This window comes from Tropicimonas sp. IMCC34011 (assembly GCF_003390865.1).
In the GTDB taxonomy this organism is placed as follows: Bacteria; Pseudomonadota; Alphaproteobacteria; order Rhodobacterales; family Rhodobacteraceae; genus Tropicimonas_B.
The window spans coordinates 154,151-170,435 of the sequence record NZ_QMEJ01000005.1 but is presented as its reverse complement, the minus strand read 5'-3'; the positions used below and the strand labels follow the sequence as shown (position 1 = coordinate 170,435).

At 67.9% G+C, this 16,285-nt stretch carries 14 protein-coding genes; 6 read left to right on the top strand and 8 right to left on the bottom strand.

Going from position 1 to position 16,285, the window contains the following annotated elements:
- The first annotated feature begins 19 nt into the window (after positions 1-19).
- On the top strand, positions 20-1,099 hold the full coding sequence (locus DQG15_RS15110; RefSeq protein ID WP_116086648.1) for a BMP family ABC transporter substrate-binding protein: 1,080 nt from the start codon (positions 20-22) through the stop codon (positions 1,097-1,099).
- A 160-nt stretch (positions 1,100-1,259) separates the two neighbouring features.
- On the opposite strand, the gene DQG15_RS15105 is transcribed toward DQG15_RS15110, so the two are convergent.
- The 3 genes from DQG15_RS15105 to DQG15_RS15095 form a co-directional block, all read right to left on the bottom strand.
- Positions 1,260-3,749 carry an FAD-dependent oxidoreductase gene (locus tag DQG15_RS15105; RefSeq protein ID WP_116086646.1) on the bottom strand — a complete coding sequence of 830 codons (2,490 nt, stop codon included), beginning with the start codon at positions 3,747-3,749 and terminating at the stop codon, positions 1,260-1,262.
- A gap of 228 nt (positions 3,750-3,977) precedes the next feature.
- The gene (locus DQG15_RS15100) at positions 3,978-4,238 is read right to left on the bottom strand and encodes a DUF2842 domain-containing protein (RefSeq protein WP_116086644.1); all 261 of its coding nucleotides are present in this window, start codon (positions 4,236-4,238) and stop codon (positions 3,978-3,980) included.
- Positions 4,238-5,530: an adenylosuccinate synthase gene (locus DQG15_RS15095; protein ID WP_116086642.1), complete on the bottom strand. Its 1,293-nt coding sequence runs from the start codon at positions 5,528-5,530 to the stop codon at positions 4,238-4,240. Before DQG15_RS15095 ends, DQG15_RS15100 begins: the two co-directional genes overlap by 1 nt.
- A gap of 206 nt (positions 5,531-5,736) precedes the next feature.
- On the opposite strand from DQG15_RS15095, the gene DQG15_RS15090 reads away from it, so the two are divergent.
- The 4 genes from DQG15_RS15090 to ppk2 all read left to right on the top strand — a co-directional run bounded on the left by DQG15_RS15090 (position 5,737) and on the right by ppk2 (position 10,256).
- Positions 5,737-6,777 carry a M42 family metallopeptidase gene (locus DQG15_RS15090; protein WP_116086640.1) on the top strand — a complete coding sequence of 347 codons (1,041 nt, stop codon included), beginning with the start codon at positions 5,737-5,739 and terminating at the stop codon, positions 6,775-6,777.
- A gap of 106 nt (positions 6,778-6,883) precedes the next feature.
- A complete protein-coding gene (secG, locus tag DQG15_RS15085) occupies positions 6,884-7,267 on the top strand; it encodes a preprotein translocase subunit SecG (protein WP_116086638.1) in 384 nt (127 codons plus the stop codon).
- Between the two features lie 201 nt (positions 7,268-7,468).
- Positions 7,469-9,112, top strand: a complete 1,644-nt coding sequence (locus tag DQG15_RS15080; RefSeq protein ID WP_116086636.1) for a CTP synthase — start codon at positions 7,469-7,471, stop codon at positions 9,110-9,112.
- A 223-nt stretch (positions 9,113-9,335) separates the two neighbouring features.
- The gene (gene ppk2, locus DQG15_RS15075) at positions 9,336-10,256 is read left to right on the top strand and encodes a polyphosphate kinase 2 (protein WP_116086634.1); all 921 of its coding nucleotides are present in this window, start codon (positions 9,336-9,338) and stop codon (positions 10,254-10,256) included.
- 99 nt (positions 10,257-10,355) lie between these two features.
- On the opposite strand, the gene DQG15_RS15070 is transcribed toward ppk2, so the two are convergent.
- Positions 10,356-11,201 (bottom strand): MipA/OmpV family protein, encoded by an 846-nt coding sequence (locus DQG15_RS15070; protein WP_116086633.1) that lies wholly within the window; start codon positions 11,199-11,201, stop codon positions 10,356-10,358.
- Between the two features lie 193 nt (positions 11,202-11,394).
- On the opposite strand from DQG15_RS15070, the gene DQG15_RS15065 reads away from it, so the two are divergent.
- Positions 11,395-11,826: a TerB family tellurite resistance protein gene (locus DQG15_RS15065; RefSeq protein ID WP_116086631.1), complete on the top strand. Its 432-nt coding sequence runs from the start codon at positions 11,395-11,397 to the stop codon at positions 11,824-11,826.
- Positions 11,827-11,871: 45 nt separating this feature from the next.
- Here DQG15_RS15065 and DQG15_RS15060 read toward each other — a convergent pair whose 3' ends face one another.
- From DQG15_RS15060 to DQG15_RS15045, 4 genes are all read right to left on the bottom strand, one after another.
- Entirely contained in the window at positions 11,872-12,438 is a 567-nt protein-coding gene (locus DQG15_RS15060; protein ID WP_116086629.1) for a sarcosine oxidase subunit gamma, read from the bottom strand.
- Positions 12,431-15,433: a sarcosine oxidase subunit alpha family protein gene (locus DQG15_RS15055; protein ID WP_116086627.1), complete on the bottom strand. Its 3,003-nt coding sequence runs from the start codon at positions 15,431-15,433 to the stop codon at positions 12,431-12,433. The genes DQG15_RS15060 and DQG15_RS15055 overlap by 8 nt, the downstream gene beginning before the upstream one ends.
- Positions 15,430-15,762 carry a sarcosine oxidase subunit delta gene (locus DQG15_RS15050; RefSeq protein ID WP_116086625.1) on the bottom strand — a complete coding sequence of 111 codons (333 nt, stop codon included), beginning with the start codon at positions 15,760-15,762 and terminating at the stop codon, positions 15,430-15,432. Before DQG15_RS15050 ends, DQG15_RS15055 begins: the two co-directional genes overlap by 4 nt.
- 117 nt (positions 15,763-15,879) lie before the next feature.
- Positions 15,880-16,155, bottom strand: coding sequence for a hypothetical protein (locus tag DQG15_RS15045; protein ID WP_116086623.1), 276 nt, complete (start codon positions 16,153-16,155; stop codon positions 15,880-15,882).
- Positions 16,156-16,285 lie beyond the last annotated feature (130 nt).

The window sequence follows — 16,285 nt, the reverse complement described above, 5'->3', positions numbered from 1 at the left end:
AACAGGGAGAGTGCATTTCATGCTCATCAGACATCTACTCGCCGGCGCCGCGATGGCGCTCACGGCCACAGGCGCACTGGCGCAGGATGACGGCGAGCCGCTCAAGGTCGGCTTCGTCTATGTCGGCCCGATCGGGGACGGCGGCTGGACCTACGAGCACGAGCAGGCCCGCCTCGCCCTCGTCGAGGAGTACGGCGACCGGATCGAGACGGTCTATCAGGAGAGCGTCCCCGAGGGCGCCGATGCCGAGCGCGTGCTGACTCAGATGGCGCTGTCCGGCACGGATCTCATCTTCACCACGTCTTTCGGCTACATGGATCCGACGATCAACGTCGCGCAGAAATTCCCGGATGTGAACTTCGAGCACGCCACCGGCTACAAGCGCGCCGACAACGTCGCGACCTACTCCTCGCGCTTCTACGAGGGCCGGGCCGTCATCGGGCACATCGCCGGCAAGATGACCGAGACCAACAAGATCGGGTACATTGCCTCCTTCCCGATCCCCGAGGTCATCCGCGGCATCAACGCCGCCTATATCGCCGCGAGCGAGGCCAACCCCGATGTCGAGTTCAACATCGTCTGGGCCTACACTTGGTTCGACCCGGCCAAGGAAGCGGATGCGGCGCAGGCCCTGATCGAGCAGGGCGCCGACGTTATCCTGCAGCATACCGATTCCACCGCCCCCCTTGCCGCCGCTGAGCAGGCCGGCGGCGTGGTTGGGTTCGGTCAGGCCTCTGACATGGCCGAGTACAAGCCCTCCCCGCGCGTCTCCTCCATCATCGACAACTGGGCGCCCTACTACATCGAGCGCGTCGGCGCGGCCCTCGACGGAACCTGGGAGAGCAAGGACACCTGGGGCGGGATCGACACCGGCATGGTCGAGATCGGCGAGATGACGGACGCGATCCCCGAGGATGTCCGGCAGGAAGCACAGGACCTCGCCGACAGCATCTCCTCGGGCGAGTACCACCCCTTCACCGGCCCCCTGAACTACGCCGACGGCACCGAGTGGCTGGCCGAGGGCGAGACGGCCGATGACGAGACGCTTCTCGGCATGGACTTCTACGTCGAAGGCATCGACGCCGAGATCCCCAACTGATCGGGGCGACGAAAGCAGATCGAGAAAGGCCCGCCTCGTCTGGCGGGCCTTTTTCATTCGGAAGATCGCGTCCCCTTTACGCGGGGCAGGATGCGCGGGCGGTCATGGGCGTTCCGGCCCGACCCCCACGCACCCCCGTTGGAAGGCGACGTGATCGGCCTCAGCCATCCTTCCGGATCGTCTCGTTCTTCGGATCGTACGGGCTGTCCTCGGTGACTTCCGCGTCGTAGAGCTCGCCCAGCATCCGGACCTTGAGCTTCGTGCCCGGCGCCGCGTGGTCCGGGTGGACGTAGCCCATGCCGATGGACTTCTCGAAGGCCGCGGACCAGCCTCCCGAGGTCAGGCGGCCAACCCGCTCCTCACCGGCATAGAGCGCCTCGCGGCCCCAGGGATCGGCATCGTCCGGACCGTTGATCAGCAGCGTGACGCAGGTCGAGCGGATGCCCTTCTCCTCCATCGCCGCCTTGCCGTGGAAATCCTTGGAGAGGTCCACGAAACGGTCGAGGCCCGCCTCGAGGGGGGTTGCGTCCCGCCCGAGCTCGTTGCCGAAGGCGCGGTAGGATTTCTCCTGCCTGAGCCAGTTCTGCGCCCGCGCTCCGACGAGGGTCAGCCCATGTTCGGCTCCGGCCTCCACCAGCTTGTCGAAGAGGTGGTTCTGCATCTCCATCGGGTGGTGCAGTTCCCAGCCGAGTTCCCCGGTATAGGCCACGCGCAGCGCCATGACGGGCACCATGCCAAGCTCGATGTTGCGCATGGAGAGCCACGGGAAGCGCTTGTTGGACAGGACCGTCTCCGGCTCCGCGTCCCGCACCAGGCTCTTCAGCACGTCCCGCGCCTTCGGACCGGCGAGAGCGAACACGCCCCATTGCGTGGTGACGTCCTGAACGTCGATCCGGCCGAACTCGGCTTCCTTGTCCTCGACGGCCTTGCGCAGGAAGTCGCCGTCATAGGCGGACCAGGCGCCGGCGGAGACGAGGTAGAAGCTGTCCTCAGCGAGGCGCACGATGGTGTACTCGGTGCGGACGGTGCCGGCGGAGGTCAGCGCGTAGGTCAGGTTGATCCGGCCGGTCTTCGGCAGGCGGTTGCAGGTGAACCAGTCTAGGAAGGCGGCGGCGCCGGGGCCCTTCACGGTGTGCTTGGTGAAGGCCGAGGCGTCGATCATGCCGACGTTCTCGCGGATCGCCTTCGCCTCGGCGCTGGCGTATTGCCACCAGCCACCTCGGCGGAAGGACCGGGCGCCGTGATCGTCGAAGTCGATCCCCCCGAAGTAGTTCGGACGTTCCCAGCCGTTCACCACGCCGAACTGCGCGCCGCGGGCGGCCATGCGGTCGTAGCAGGGCGCCGTGCGCAGCGGCCGGCAGGCCGGGCGCTCCTCGTCGGGATGATGGAGGATGTAGACGTGCTCGTAGGCCTCCTCGTTCTTCCGGGCGGCATACTCCGTCGTCATCCAGTCGCCGTAGCGCCGCGGATCGAGGGACGCCATGTCGATCTCCGCCTCGCCCTCGGTCATCACCTGGGCGAGGTAGTGGCCTGCTCCGCCGGCGGCGGTGATGCCGAAGGAGAAGCCCTCCGCCAGCCACATGTTGCGCAGGCCCGGCGCGGGCCCGAGGAGCGGGTTGCCGTCCGGCGTGTAGCAGATCGGGCCGTTGTAATCGTCCTTGAGGCCCACCGTCTCGGAGGACGGAATCCGGTGGATCATGGACATGTATTCCTCCTCGATCCGCTCGAGGTCGAGCGGGAAGAGGTCGGCGCGGAAACTGTCCGGCACACCGTATTCGAAGCGCGCGGGGGCGTTCAGCTCGTAGGGGCCGAGGATCCAGCCTCCGCGTTCCTCGCGCACGTACCACTTGGCGTCCGCGTCGCGCAGGACCGGGTGCTGCGGGTTGCCGGCGTTTCGATACTCCACGAGCGCGGGATCGGGCTCGGTGACGATGTACTGGTGCTCGACCGGGATCGCCGGGATCTTGATGCCGAGGAGCTTCGCCGTGCGCTGCGCATGGTTGCCGGTGGCGGTGACGACGTGCTCCGCCGTGATCTCGGCGGTTTCGTCGGAGGCGACGAGGTTGCCCCCCTTCTCCACCATCTTCGTGACGGACACGATCCACTCGGAGCCGGTCCAGCGGTAGCCGTCCACCTGCCAGCGCCGCTCGATCGTGACGCCGTGCTGCCGCGCGCCCTTCGCCATCGCCTGGGTGACGTCCGCGGGATTGATGTAGCCGTCGGTCGGATGGAAGATCGCGCCCTTGAGATCCTCGGTGTTCACGAGCGGCCAGCGCTCTTTGATCTGATCCGGGGTCATCCACTCGTAGGGGATGCCCACGGTCTCGGCGGTGGAGGCGTAGAGGCGGTACTCGTCCATCCGCGCGTCGGTCTGGGCCATGCGCAGGTTGCCGACGACGAAGAAGCCGGCATCCAGCCCCGTCTCCTCCTCCAGCGTCTTGTAGTAGCGGATGGAGTAGTCGTGGATGTGGCTCGTGGCGTAGCTCATGTTGAAATACGGCAGGAGGCCGGCGGCGTGCCACGTGGAGCCGGCGGTCAGCTCGTCCCGCTCGAGGAGCATCGTGTCCCAGCCGGCTTTTCCGAGGTGATAGGCGATCGATGTACCGACGGCGCCGCCGCCCACCACCAGTGCCCGAACATGCGTCTTCATCGCGCGGTACTCCGTCTCGTGACCATCTCCGGAATGAGGCCAGCCGCGGCGCTCTGCCGCGAAGGGCGCGACGCCATGGACGCTGTTTGCGACAAAGCGGTGAAGAGACGGAGGGAGAGGACCGGTTCAGGAGCGCGGGATTTGCGCGGCGGGGCGCGAACGGCGCGCCCCACGGCCCGGCCGCTTTGCCGCATGGGGAGGCCGGCGCGTGGCCCGGCCCCCTCTGACCTATCGGCGGCGTTTCGGCGGCTCGGGCGGCTCGGGCGGCGCGTTCGGATCGTCCGGGTCGTGCCGGCCGACACCCTTGAAGATGGCGCGGAACGGCAGCGCCCACACGATCCCGAGGATCACGTAGACCGCAAGCTCGACCCAGATCGACGGACGGTCCAGCGCGTTCAGGATGGTGACGGCCACGACGACGTAGGCCGGCAGGCCGATCAGAAGGATCAGCAGCGACAGCCGCTTCCGCGTCTTGTGACCGAGCGCCATCAGTCGGCGAAGGGGTCGGTGACGAGGATCGTGTCCTCCCGCTCGGGCGAGGTCGACAGAAGCGCGACGGGGCACTCGATCAGCTCTTCCACGCGGCGGACATACTTGATCGCGGCTGCCGGAAGATCCGCCCAGCGGCGCGCGCCGGCGGTGCTTTCCGACCAGCCTTCCATCGTCTCGTAGATCGGCTCGACCCGGGTCTGCGCCTCGCTGGCGGTGGGCAGGTAGTCGATCCGCTCGCCGTCCAGCATGTAGCCGGTGCAGATGCGCAGCTCCTTGAAGCCGTCCAGCACGTCGAGCTTCGTCAGCGCGATGCCGGAGACGCCGGACGTGGCGCAGGTCTGACGCACGAGGGCGGCGTCGAACCAGCCGCAGCGGCGCTGCCGGCCGGTGACGGTGCCGAACTCGTGCCCCCGCTCGCCGAGGCGGCGGCCGTTGTCGTCGATCAGCTCGGTCGGGAACGGGCCCTCGCCGACGCGGGTGGTGTAGGCCTTGACGATGCCGAGGACGAAATCGACGGCGCCCGGGCCGACGCCCGTTCCCGTCGCGGCCATGCCGGACATCGTGTTGGACGAGGTCACGAAGGGATACGTGCCGAAATCGATATCGAGGAGCGCGCCCTGCGCCCCTTCGAAGAGGATGCGCTTGCCAGCGCGGCGGGCATCGGTCAGCTCTCGCCAGACCGGCTTGGCGAAGGGCAGGACCTTGGGGGCGACCTCGCGCAGAGCCTCCATGAGCGCGGCGCGGTCCACCGGCTCCATCCCGAGACCGCGGCGGAGCGCGTCGTGGTGGACGAGCAGGCGGTCGACCCGGCCTTCGAGCGTGGCTGCATCGGCCAGGTCGGCGACACGGATGGTGCGGCGGCCCACCTTGTCCTCGTAGGCGGGGCCGATGCCGCGGCCGGTGGTCCCGATCTTGGAGTTGCCGGCGCCGGCTTCCCGAGCCCGGTCCAGCTCGCCGTGGACGGGCAGGATCAGCGGCGTGTTCTCGGCGATCATCAGGCTGTCCGGGGTGACGTGCACGCCCTGCTTCGCCAGTCGCTCGATCTCTTCCAGCAGGGCCCAGGGATCGAGGACCACACCGTTCCCGATGACCGAGAGCTTGCCGGGGCGGACGATGCCCGAGGGAAGCAGCGAGAGCTTGTAGACCTCGCCGTCGATGACGAGCGTGTGGCCGGCATTGTGGCCGCCCTGGAAGCGGGCGATCACATCCGCGCGCTCGCTCAGCCAGTCTACGATCTTGCCTTTTCCTTCGTCGCCCCACTGGGCGCCGACAACGACGACGTTAGCCATTTGATGCACCCTTTCTCGAGCCGGCGCCGGTATAGCCGCGCCGCCCGCCGGGCGAAACCGGCAATCGTCGAAGCGCCGCGATGTCGCGGGCAGCCCGCCCTTTCCCGCCGATCGCAGTCACCGGCGGCAGCGCCGCACCACTGGACAATCCCCCCCGGCCCACCCCATGTCTGGAGCAACCTGACCTGCCCCGAAGGAGCGCCCCAATGAACATCGATCTTCTCAAGCGCCTGTGCGAGACCCCCGGCGTTCCGGGATGCGAGGACCGGGTGCGCGACCTGATCCGCGGGGAGGCCGAGGGTCTCTTTGACTCCATCGAGACGGACCCGATGGGCTCGCTGCTCTGCCGCCGCGATGCGCGGGGCGACACTGGCGGCGAGGCGCCCACCCGCGTCATGCTCCTGTGCCACATGGACGAGATCGGCTTTCTCGTCAGCCATGTGTCCGAGAAGGGCTTCGTCTACGTCCAGCCGGTCGGCGGCTTCGATCCGCGGACGCTGTTCTCCCGCCGCGTCCTCGTCTGCACGGACGACGGCGACATCCCCGGGATCATGAACCCCGCCGGCAAGGGCCTGCACATCTCCTCCCCCGAGGAGCGCAAGAAGGTCCCGGAGATCTCCGAGTTCTACATCGACACCGGCCTCGGCGAGGCGGCGGCAGAGCGCGTGCGCGTCGGCGACATGGTGGTGATGGACGCGCCCTTCGCGGAAATGGGCGACAAGATCGTTTCCAAGGCGCTCGACAACCGCATCGCCTGCTGGCTCGGCCTCGAGGCGATCCGCGCGCTGGGGGATGCCGCGAACTCGGCGGAAATCCACGTCGCCTTCACCTGTCAGGAGGAAGTCGGCCTCCGCGGTGCGAAGACGGCGGCCTACCGGATCAAGCCCAACATCGGCCTCGGCATCGACACGACGCTTGCCTGCGACACCCCGGGCGTGCCCGAGGCGGACCGCACCACGCAGCAGGGCAAGGGCTTCGGCCTGCACCTGCGGGACGGCTCCTTCATCGCCGATCGCGGCCTCGCGCGCGACGTCGAGGATCTGGCGAAGGAGAAGGGCATCCCCTTCCAGCGCACCATGCTCCGCGCCGGCGGGCAGGACGGTGCCGCGGCGCAGCAGGCGGCGGCCGGCGCGAAGGCGCTCGGGATCGTCGTCGGCACCCGCTACATCCACACGACCTGCGAGATGATCGACAAGACGGACCTGACTGCCGCGCGGGACATCCTCGCGGCCTATCTCGCCCGCTGATCCGGCATCCTGACTGATCGCGCCCCGGCGCCGCGCCCCTGATGGGTTGCGGCGCCGCTGCGCTTCCCATAGATACCCGCCAGTCCGATCTAGGGGCCTCCACGCCATGCAGAACGTCATTCTCATCGTCCACCTGGTCCTGGCCCTGTGCCTGATCGGCATCGTGCTGCTTCAGCGCTCCGAAGGCGGCGGTCTCGGCATGGGCGGCGGCGGAGGCGGCGGTGGCGGCGTCATGAGCGGTCGCGCGGCTGCCACGGCACTCGGCAAGCTCACCTGGGCCTTCGCCATCGCGTTCATCGCGACGTCGATCACCCTGACGATCCTCGCGGCAGCCGATTCGTCCTCCAGCTCGGTGACCGAGCGCCTGACGGGCCGTCCCGCGGCGGATGCTCCGGCCGAGACGCCGGACAGGGATACGCCGTCCGGCACGGATCTGCTTCCGCCGTCCGCGGATGGCGACGCACCGCTGGTGCCGCAAGCCGCCGACTAATCGGGCCCGCGGTCGCCGGACCCACGGCAGACACAAGGGTTCGCTGCCCCAAATGCGGGGCGCAACATCATATAGAGGGCGCCGGCCTTGTCCGGCTCCGCGGAATGACCTATAGCTCGGGTCCCGTGGTGCCGCGCTATCGGCACGTCCGAATGACGGAATTTCCGGGCCCGAAGCGCCCGAATCACGCGGGGGGCCTTCATGGCGCGATTCATCTTCATCACAGGCGGTGTTGTGTCGTCCCTCGGCAAGGGCCTCGCGTCAGCCGCGCTCGGCTCGCTCCTCCAGGCCCGCGGCTTTACCGTCCGCCTCCGCAAGCTCGACCCCTATCTCAACGTCGATCCCGGCACGATGAGCCCGTTCGAGCATGGTGAGGTCTTCGTCACCGACGATGGCGCCGAGACCGATCTCGACCTTGGCCATTACGAGCGATTCACCGGCGTCGCCGCCCGGAAGACGGACAGCGTCTCCTCCGGCCGGATCTATTCCAACGTGCTGGAGAAGGAGCGCCGGGGCGACTACCTCGGCAAGACCATCCAGGTCATTCCTCACGTCACCAATGAAATCAAGGACTTCATCTCGATCGGCGAGGACGAGGTCGATTTCATGCTGTGCGAGATCGGCGGCACGGTGGGCGATATCGAGGGCCTCCCGTTCTTCGAAGCCATCCGCCAGTTCAGCCAGGACAAGCCGCGCGGGCAGTGCATCTTCATGCACCTCACGCTCCTGCCGTGGATCAAGGCATCCGGCGAGCTCAAGACCAAGCCGACGCAGCACTCCGTCAAGGAACTGCGCTCCATCGGCATCGCGCCCGACATCCTGGTCTGTCGCTCCGAAGGGCCGATCCCGGCCAAGGAACGGGAGAAGCTGGCCCTGTTCTGCAACGTCCGTCCCGATGCCGTCGTTGCCGCGCAGGATCTCTCCACGATCTACGACGCGCCGCTCGCCTATCACCGCGAAGGTCTCGACCAGGCCGTGCTCGACGCGTTCCAGATCAGCCCCGCTCCGAAGCCGGACCTCTCGCGCTGGGAGGACGTCTCCGACCGTATCCACAATCCCGAGGGCGAAGTCCGGGTGGCCATCGTCGGCAAGTACACCCAGCTTGAGGACGCCTACAAATCCATCGCCGAGGCGCTGACGCATGGCGGCATGGCGAACCGCGTGAAGGTTCGGGCGGAGTGGATCGACGCTGAGCGTTTCGAGCGGGAGGACCCGGCTCCGCTCCTCGAGCGCTATCACGCGATCCTCGTCCCCGGCGGCTTCGGTGAGCGCGGCACGGAAGGCAAGATCCGCGCCGTCGAGTTCGCGCGAACCCGCAAGATCCCCTATCTCGGGATCTGCCTCGGGATGCAGATGGCGGTCATCGAAGGGGCGCGGAACGTCGCCGGCCTGACCACCGCCGGCAGCCAGGAATTCGACCACGAGGCGGGGGAGAAGCGGTTCGAGCCGGTGATCTTCCACCTCAAGGAGTGGATCAAGGACAACGAAACCGTCGCCCGCTCCGTGCTCGACGACAAGGGCGGCACCATGCGGCTCGGCGCTTTCGAGGCGCAGTTGAAGGACGGGTCTCTCGTCCGCGAGATCTACGGCGCCCCGACGATCTCCGAGCGCCACCGCCACCGTTACGAGGTGGACATCAAGTATCGCAAGAAGCTCGAAGAGGCGGGTCTGTGCTTCACCGGCCTGTCGCCGGACGGCCGCCTGCCCGAGATCGTCGAATGGAAGGACCATCCCTGGTTCGTCGGCGTCCAGTTCCACCCCGAGCTGAAGTCCAAGCCCTTCGACCCCCACCCCCTCTTCCGCGATTTCGTGCGCGCCGCGAAGGACGTCAGCCGACTGGTCTGACCAGCGCGACGTCCGCTCCGCCGCCCTGCCCTGATCGCCCCCCGCGTGGCGGGAGACTCGCTGCTGCCTGACCACGAAGGCAAGGCGGGCGTCCAGGTGCCTGCGCCCCGGCTTCAGCTTCGCTCCTCGATCCCGCCGTCCCTCCGCCCCGCGTGTGGCCGTTGTCGAATAACCGTTACATCTCCATGATCTAGGACAGGGCGACGAAGGAAAGCCGGAAGAGATGACCGACGAATACGATGTGACGGGCGACGAGGACTGGCTCGACGCCGAGCTGAAGAACGCGCTCGACGAGGATTACGAAATCGAACTGGAGGATGCCGTCCTCTCCCTCGAGATCCGCCGAATCTACGAACGTGCGCACCCCGCCTCCCTGCCCCGCGCCGAGTACTTTCGGGAACTGCTGCGCCTTCAGGCCGAGCTGATCAAGCTGCAGGACTGGGTGGTGGCCAGCGGCGAGAAGGTGGTCGTGCTCTTCGAGGGGCGGGACAGCGCCGGCAAGGGCGGCGTCATCAAGCGCATCGCCCAGCGGCTGAACCCCCGCGTGGTGCGCACCGTGGCCCTGCCCGCCCCGTCAGACCGCGAGAAGACCCAGTGGTACTTCCAGCGCTACGTGCCCCATCTTCCCGCCGGCGGCGAGATCGTCCTGTTCGACCGCTCCTGGTACAACCGGGCCGGCGTCGAGCGTGTGATGGGCTTCGCCTCCGAGGACCAGGTCGAACAGTTCTTCAAGGACGTGCCCGAGTTCGAACGGATGCTCGTCCGCTCCGGTATTCGGGTGGTGAAGTACTGGTTCTCGATTACGGACGAAGAGCAGCAGATGCGCTTCCTGATGCGCATCCACGATCCGCTGAAGCAGTGGAAGCTCTCCCCGATGGACCTGCAGAGCCGCGTCCGCTGGGAGCAGTACACCAAGGCCAAGGAGGAGATGTTCGACCGCACGAACATCGACGAAGCCCCGTGGTACATCGTGCCCGGCAACGACAAGAAGCGCGCGCGCCTCAATTGCATGGCCCACCTGTTGTCCCTCATGCCGTACCACGAGGTGGAGCAGGAGGACGTCACCCTGCCCCAGCGGGTCTTCAATCCCGAATACGAGCGCGCCGTGCTGCCGCCGGAACTCTACGTTCCCTCGAAATACTGACGGCCACCGGCGGCCCTACCGCCGGAAGAGCGCAAATGAAAAATGCCCCGGCAGATATCAGTCTGCCGGGGCATTCTCGATGCCGGAGCTGGCTTGCCCTCAGAAGTTCAGCGTGAACGTCCGGGTGAAGCCGATTTCTGCGGTGACCTGATCGTCGCTGCCGCGCTCGACGATGGGGCTGTCCGCCGCGTCGTTCTGGTAGCGGTCATAGCGCACGGAGCTCTCGAGGCCCCAGCGATCGTCGAACTTGTAGGTCGCGCCCAGCTCGACGCCGGTGGACAGAAGGCCCCCCTTGGCGTCGAAGGAGTCGTATCCGCTGGCGGCGGATTCGCTGTCGCTCACGCCGAAGTAGGTATCCGCGTAGGTATCATCGCCGAAGAAGGCGCGCGGCCCGGCCGTGAGCTCGAGCCGGTCGGTCGGGCGGAAGATCACGTCCGCACCAAGATCGCCCACGACACCGTCGTGCCCGCCGATGCCCTGGCGAACGTCGGCGAAGACCGCGTAATTTCTCGCTTCGTAGCTGGCGCCAAGGCCAAGCTCGAGGGTGGCATCGATATCGTCGAGGCCGTCAAGCTCGTCATACTCGCTCGTGTCGCGCTCGCCGATGTAACGGAACGCGACGCCGAGACCGAAGCCCTGGGGCTCGGTCACGCCATCGGGGCTGCCGAAGCTGAGACCGCCGAGCCGCGCATAGTTGAGCCGGCCCTTGAACGCGGGCGCCACGGTGTTCTCATCCGCGCCGAAATATTCCGGAGTGGATTTCACGCCGGCGCCGAGGGTGAAGACCAGGTCCGGGGCGGTATCGATCTGCGGCGCCACGATCACGGACTGCTCCATCGGAACAGGCTCGAGATTTCCGGCCAGCGCAGAGACAGGGGCGGCGACCATCGCGATGGCAAGGACGGAGCGAAGGGAGGTCGAAGCGTTCATGATGTCTTCCTGCATGGGACCGGTCCTCCAATCGAGGGAACGCCGGAATAGCTTTGATCTGTGTAGACGAGATGTCTTGCTGCGGAAATGCATGGAGTGCGAAAAGGTTGCCGGAGGCTCTATTCCATTGACAGAAGTCTCCGGACCGTGGCGAATTTGGCACAACAATCGCGTTTGAATGCCGCCGCCGAACCGCTAGCTATCGGCCATGTTCAGCGATCTGCTCAGACGGCTTCAGAGCCCCCGCCCCGCCCCCCTGCCGGAGCTCGACGGCCGTCTCGCCCTCGGCGCCCTGCTCGTGCGCATGGCCAAGGTGGACCATCACTACGCCGTGGAACAGATCCGCCGTATCGATCGCATCCTGGCCGCGCGGTTCGACCTGAATCCGGTGGAGGCTGCCAAGATGCGCGCCGATTGCGAGCGGCTCGAAGCGGATGCGCCGGATGGCGAGCGCTTCGCCGAGATGGTCCGCGCCAGCATGCCGCTCGAGGAGCGCCGCGGACTGCTCACCGCCATGTGGCAGGTCGCGCTCGCTGACGGCGTCCACCGCTCCGAGGAGGATGCGATGCTGGAGCGCAACGCATCCCGCCTCGGTCTCGGCCACGAGGATGTTGAGGCCGCCCGCCCGCAGACGGACTAGGCGACCGCCCGTCAGGGGGATCGCTTCAGTCGAGGCTGCCGTTCCTCAGCTTGCGAGGTGGCCGACCTCGGTGCCGGCTCGCGCGGCGCGCGTCAGAACCTCGAAGGCATAGGCCGCGACGGAGCGGAAGCAGATCACTGTTATGGTCCCGTCCGAGCCGATCCAGAACGCCGCCGGCACCTGGGACAGGCGGGTCCGGCGCAGTTCCCCCACTTGGATAGAGCGCATGTCCACCGGGCAGAGCTTCGAGAGCACTTCCCGCGGGCCCGTGCCCTCGCCGGAGATCCGGAACACCGCTCGCATGTCCGAGACATCGATCGCGGTGACGAAGGCATCGCCAGCGCTCTCCGTGATGCGCCGGACAGTCTCCGCGACCTCGTCCACGGGCAGGAAGACCAGAGCCTCGTCGGGGGACATCCAGGCCAGCGACCGCTCGCCGTCCGTCACGATGTGCCTCGTCTGCGGCATCTCCAGCGGCAGCGCGGCAGAGAGAGCGGATCCGAGGTCGGCCCAGTCCCCGCGCAGGGCGATCATGCCGCCCGCCTGGGCCTCCTCCACCAGGGCGAACCCCTCGTAGCGCGCGCCTCCGAGGGCCGTTGCGATATCAGACATTCTGCTTCTCCCCCTCGGGATCGTAGAAGACCGGCGAGACGATGCGCGCCGCGATGGGATCGGCGCCGGGGATCGGGAAGTCGATCACCTCGCCCATCCGCTCAGGCCCCTTCTCGACAAGCGCCATCGCGATGCCGCGGTTCAGCGTCGGCGAGCGGTACGAGCTCGTGACCCGGCCGATCGTTCGCGTGTTGCCCCACTCGTCCTTCTCGTTCGAGACGGCGTAGGCGCCATCGGGCAGAACCTCGCCTTCCAGCGTCTCCAGACCGACGAGCCGCCACCGGCCCGCATCGGTCATGTGCATCCGCGCCTGCGCGCGCTTGCCGAGATAATCGTCCTTCTTTTTCGAGATCGCCCAGTCGAGACCGAGATCCTGCGGAATGACCGTGCCATCAGACTCGTCGCCGATCATGATGAAGCCCTTCTCGGCGCGAAGGACGTGGAGCGCCTCCGTTCCGTAGGGCGCCATTCCGTGAGCATCCCCGGCCGCGACGAGACGGTCCCAGAGCGCCCGCGCCTGACCCGCCCGGACCGCGATCTCGAACGACAGCTCGCCCGAGAAGGAGATGCGGTAGACCCGGACGTCGAAGCCGCCGAGCGTGCCGTCCGCCCAGCCCATGAACGGCAGCGCCTCGGCAGACAGGTCCATCCCGCCCAGGCTTTCGAGCACCTTGCGCGCCTTCGGGCCGGCCACGGCGATCTGGCCCCAGGCCTCCGTCAGGTTCACGGTGTGGACCTTCCAGTCCCACCACTCGCATTGCAGCCAGTCCTCCATCCAGGCGTGGATCCGGTCGGCGCCGCCGGTCGTGGTGTGGCAGAGGAAGGTCTGCTCGTCGATCCGCGCCACCACGCCGTCATCCATGAGGAACCCGTTCTCGGAGCACATCAGCCCGTAGCGGCAGCGTCCCGGTTTCAGGGTGCTCATCATGTTGGTGTAGAGCATGTCGACGAAGCGCCCGGCATCGGGGCCGCGCACGAGGATCTTGCCGAGCGTCGACGCATCGAGGATGCCGACATGGTTCCGCACGGCGAGGACCTCGCGCTCCACCGCCTCCTCGGCAGATTCGGCGCGGCGCGGGTAGCAGTAGGGACGGCGCCAATGGCCGACCGGCTCCCATGTCGCCCCGCGGGCCTCGTGCCAGCTGTCCATCGGCGTCCGCCGCAGCGGCTGGAACGCGGACCCCTTGGCCTCACCGACGATGGAGCCGAAGGAAAGCGGCGTCCAGGGCGGGCGGAAGGTCGTGGTGCCGACCTGCGGCACACCCTCGTCGAGCGCCTTGGCGAGGATGGCGAGACCGTTGATGTTGCTCGTCTTTCCCTGATCCGTCGCCATGCCGAGCGTGGTATAGCGCTTGGTGTGCTCGACGCTCTCGAAGCCCTCACGGGCGGCCAGTTCGACGTCGGACACCTTCACGTCGTTCTGGAAGTCGAGCCACATCTTCTCCCGCGCCTCGATCTGTGCGTCGGCGGGCATCAGCCAGACCGGCTCCAGCGGCGCCTCCTCGGGCGCATCCGGAACGCCGGGCAGGTCGCCGGGCACCTCGCCTCCAGCAGCGGCGGCGCCAACGCCCGCCGCATCGGTCGCCGCGTCCCGCGCCCCCATCCGCCCGTTCGCGGCGCCGCAGACGGCGACGAAGGCGCGCCCGTCGGCGCCCGTCGGGGCCTTGTCGGCATCGGGTTCGAACCACGCCGCGTCCTCCCGCCACCGCAGCTTGCCGCCGCAATGGGACCAGAGATTGACGGCCGGGGACCAGCCTCCCGAAACGGCGACGGCGTCGCAGGCGATCGTGTCCGTGACCTCGCCGGCGCTGCCTTGCGCGCAGAGCTGGACGCCCTCGACACCCGTCTTGCCGAGGACCTTGGCAACGCCCTGCCCCGTGCGCACGTCGATCCCCGCCGCGCGTGCCATGGCGGGCAAGGCGCCGTCCGCCGCCCCTCGCGCGTCCACGACCGCCGGAACCGCAATCCCGGCAGCTTTGAGCGACAGCGCGGTGCGATAGGCGTCGTCGTTGTTGGTGACGATCACTACGGTGTCGCCGGGCGTCACGCCGTAGCACTCGACGTAGTCCCGGACGGCCCCCGCAAGCATGACGCCCGGCAAGTCGTTCATCGGGAAGGCGATCGGCCGCTCGATGGCTCCGGTCGCGACCACGATCTGGCCCGCGCGCACCTTCCAGAGGCGGTGACGCGGAATGCCGGCGGCGGGCGCATGATCGCTGACGCGCTCATGACAGAGGACATATCCGTGATCGTAGATGCCGGCGCACATCGTTCGCGTGCGCAGATGGACGTTCGGCAAGGCCTCCAGCGCGCTCAGAAGGGCGGCGACGGTCTCCCCGGCCTCCTCCTTCGCGTCCGGCAGGGCGTCCGTGACGAGGCGGCCGCCCCAGTGCGGCATCTGCTCCACGAGAAGGACGCGCTTGCCCGCGCGGCCCGCCGCGAGCGCCGCCGTGAGGCCCGCCACGCCGCCACCCGCCACGAGGACGTCGGCGGTGTCGTAGAGGTGCTCGTACTCGTCCGGATCGGCATGGGTCGGCGCGGGGCCGAGACCTGCGGAGCGCCGGATGATCGGCTCGAAGAGGTGCTTCCACGCATGCCGCGGCTGGATGAACGTCTTGTAGTAAAAGCCGGCCGGCAGGAACTTGGACACGGCCTGGTTGAGCGCGCCCACGTCGTGCTTGAGCGATGGCCAGCGGTTCTGGCTCCGGGCGGTGAGACCGTCGAACAGCTCCGTGGTGGTTGCGCGCTGGTTCGGCTCCGTGCGCTCCTTCGGGCCGAGCGCGACGAGGGCGTTCGGCTCCTCGGGGCCGGCGGCGAGAATGCCGCGCGGGCGGTGGTACTTGAAAGAACGGCCGACCAGCGTCACGCCGGCGCCGAGGAGCGCGGACGCCAGTGTGTCACCGGCATAACCCTCGAAGGTCGTGCCGTCGAAGGTGAAACCCTGCGGCGCGCTGCGGTCGATGTACCGACCGCCGGACGTCAATCTGCGGCTCATGTCGCCTCCCCCGGTGCAGTCCAGCCGGGCACCCTGTCCCGTATCTTGTCGACGATCTCGGCCGGCGGCCCCTTGGTCTGGGCCGGGTAGGTGCCGAACACCTCCATTGTCGCGGTGTCCCGCGCGGCGATGAACCACTTGCCGCACCCGTAGGCATGGCGCCACCGCTCGAGATGCGGCCCCTTCGGGTTGTCCCGCAGGAAGAGGTAGGCCTCGAACGCGTCGTCCTCCGCCTCCGGGCCGCGGCGCACCAGATGCGCCTCCCCGCCGGGGGACAACTCCGTCTCGTCGGCCACCAGGCCGCAACAGGGGCATCTGAGCTTCAGCATGAGGGGACCTCGCAAGAACTGAGGGACAGGGCGCAGACACGACAAAGCGGCCCCGCCAGACAAGGCAGGACCGCTTTGCGAAAGATCGGAAGCGCAGGCGCCGAAGCGCGCGCGGGATCAGTTGGGAGCGACGTCCAGCTCGACATCCGCTTCGGCGTCGGCATCGGCTCCGCCAGCGGCCGGGGCATCGTCCACGGGAGCGTCGGCTGCCGGTTCATCGACGACGGGCGCGTCTGCCGTGGCGCCGGCATCGGCACCGGTGTCGCTATCCACCGTGATGTTGGTCTCGTCGCCCACTCCGGCCGCTCCGGTCTCGGGAGACGGGTCGGAGCCGAGGAACAGCCAGGCGAGAACGAGGACGGCGACGACGACAGCGCCGAGAATGAACGCCATGGGTCCGAGGCCGCCTGAGGAGGAGCGGACTTCGGTATGGCTCGAGGAGCTGGTGCTGCGCGGCGGCGTGTTGGGGTCTTGCATGAGGTCTCTACCTTGGGAAGATCGGGATGCGATTGAACGCCGCATC

Bases quoted from the DNA above. Each gene is read 5' to 3' on its own strand.
- DQG15_RS15110 (WP_116086648.1), top strand. From the start codon at position 20: ATGCTCATCAGACATCTACTCGCCGGCGCCGCGATGGCGCTCACGGCC.
- DQG15_RS15105 (WP_116086646.1), bottom strand. From the start codon at position 3,749: ATGAAGACGCATGTTCGGGCACTGGTGGTGGGCGGCGGCGCCGTCGGT.
- DQG15_RS15100 (WP_116086644.1), bottom strand. From the start codon at position 4,238: ATGGCGCTCGGTCACAAGACGCGGAAGCGGCTGTCGCTGCTGATCCTT.
- DQG15_RS15095 (WP_116086642.1), bottom strand. From the start codon at position 5,530: ATGGCTAACGTCGTCGTTGTCGGCGCCCAGTGGGGCGACGAAGGAAAA.
- DQG15_RS15090 (WP_116086640.1), top strand. From the start codon at position 5,737: ATGAACATCGATCTTCTCAAGCGCCTGTGCGAGACCCCCGGCGTTCCG.
- secG (WP_116086638.1), top strand. From the start codon at position 6,884: ATGCAGAACGTCATTCTCATCGTCCACCTGGTCCTGGCCCTGTGCCTG.
- DQG15_RS15080 (WP_116086636.1), top strand. From the start codon at position 7,469: ATGGCGCGATTCATCTTCATCACAGGCGGTGTTGTGTCGTCCCTCGGC.
- ppk2 (WP_116086634.1), top strand. From the start codon at position 9,336: ATGACCGACGAATACGATGTGACGGGCGACGAGGACTGGCTCGACGCC.
- DQG15_RS15070 (WP_116086633.1), bottom strand. From the start codon at position 11,201: ATGCAGGAAGACATCATGAACGCTTCGACCTCCCTTCGCTCCGTCCTT.
- DQG15_RS15065 (WP_116086631.1), top strand. From the start codon at position 11,395: ATGTTCAGCGATCTGCTCAGACGGCTTCAGAGCCCCCGCCCCGCCCCC.
- DQG15_RS15060 (WP_116086629.1), bottom strand. From the start codon at position 12,438: ATGTCTGATATCGCAACGGCCCTCGGAGGCGCGCGCTACGAGGGGTTC.
- DQG15_RS15055 (WP_116086627.1), bottom strand. From the start codon at position 15,433: ATGAGCCGCAGATTGACGTCCGGCGGTCGGTACATCGACCGCAGCGCG.
- DQG15_RS15050 (WP_116086625.1), bottom strand. From the start codon at position 15,762: ATGCTGAAGCTCAGATGCCCCTGTTGCGGCCTGGTGGCCGACGAGACG.
- DQG15_RS15045 (WP_116086623.1), bottom strand. From the start codon at position 16,155: ATGGCGTTCATTCTCGGCGCTGTCGTCGTCGCCGTCCTCGTTCTCGCC.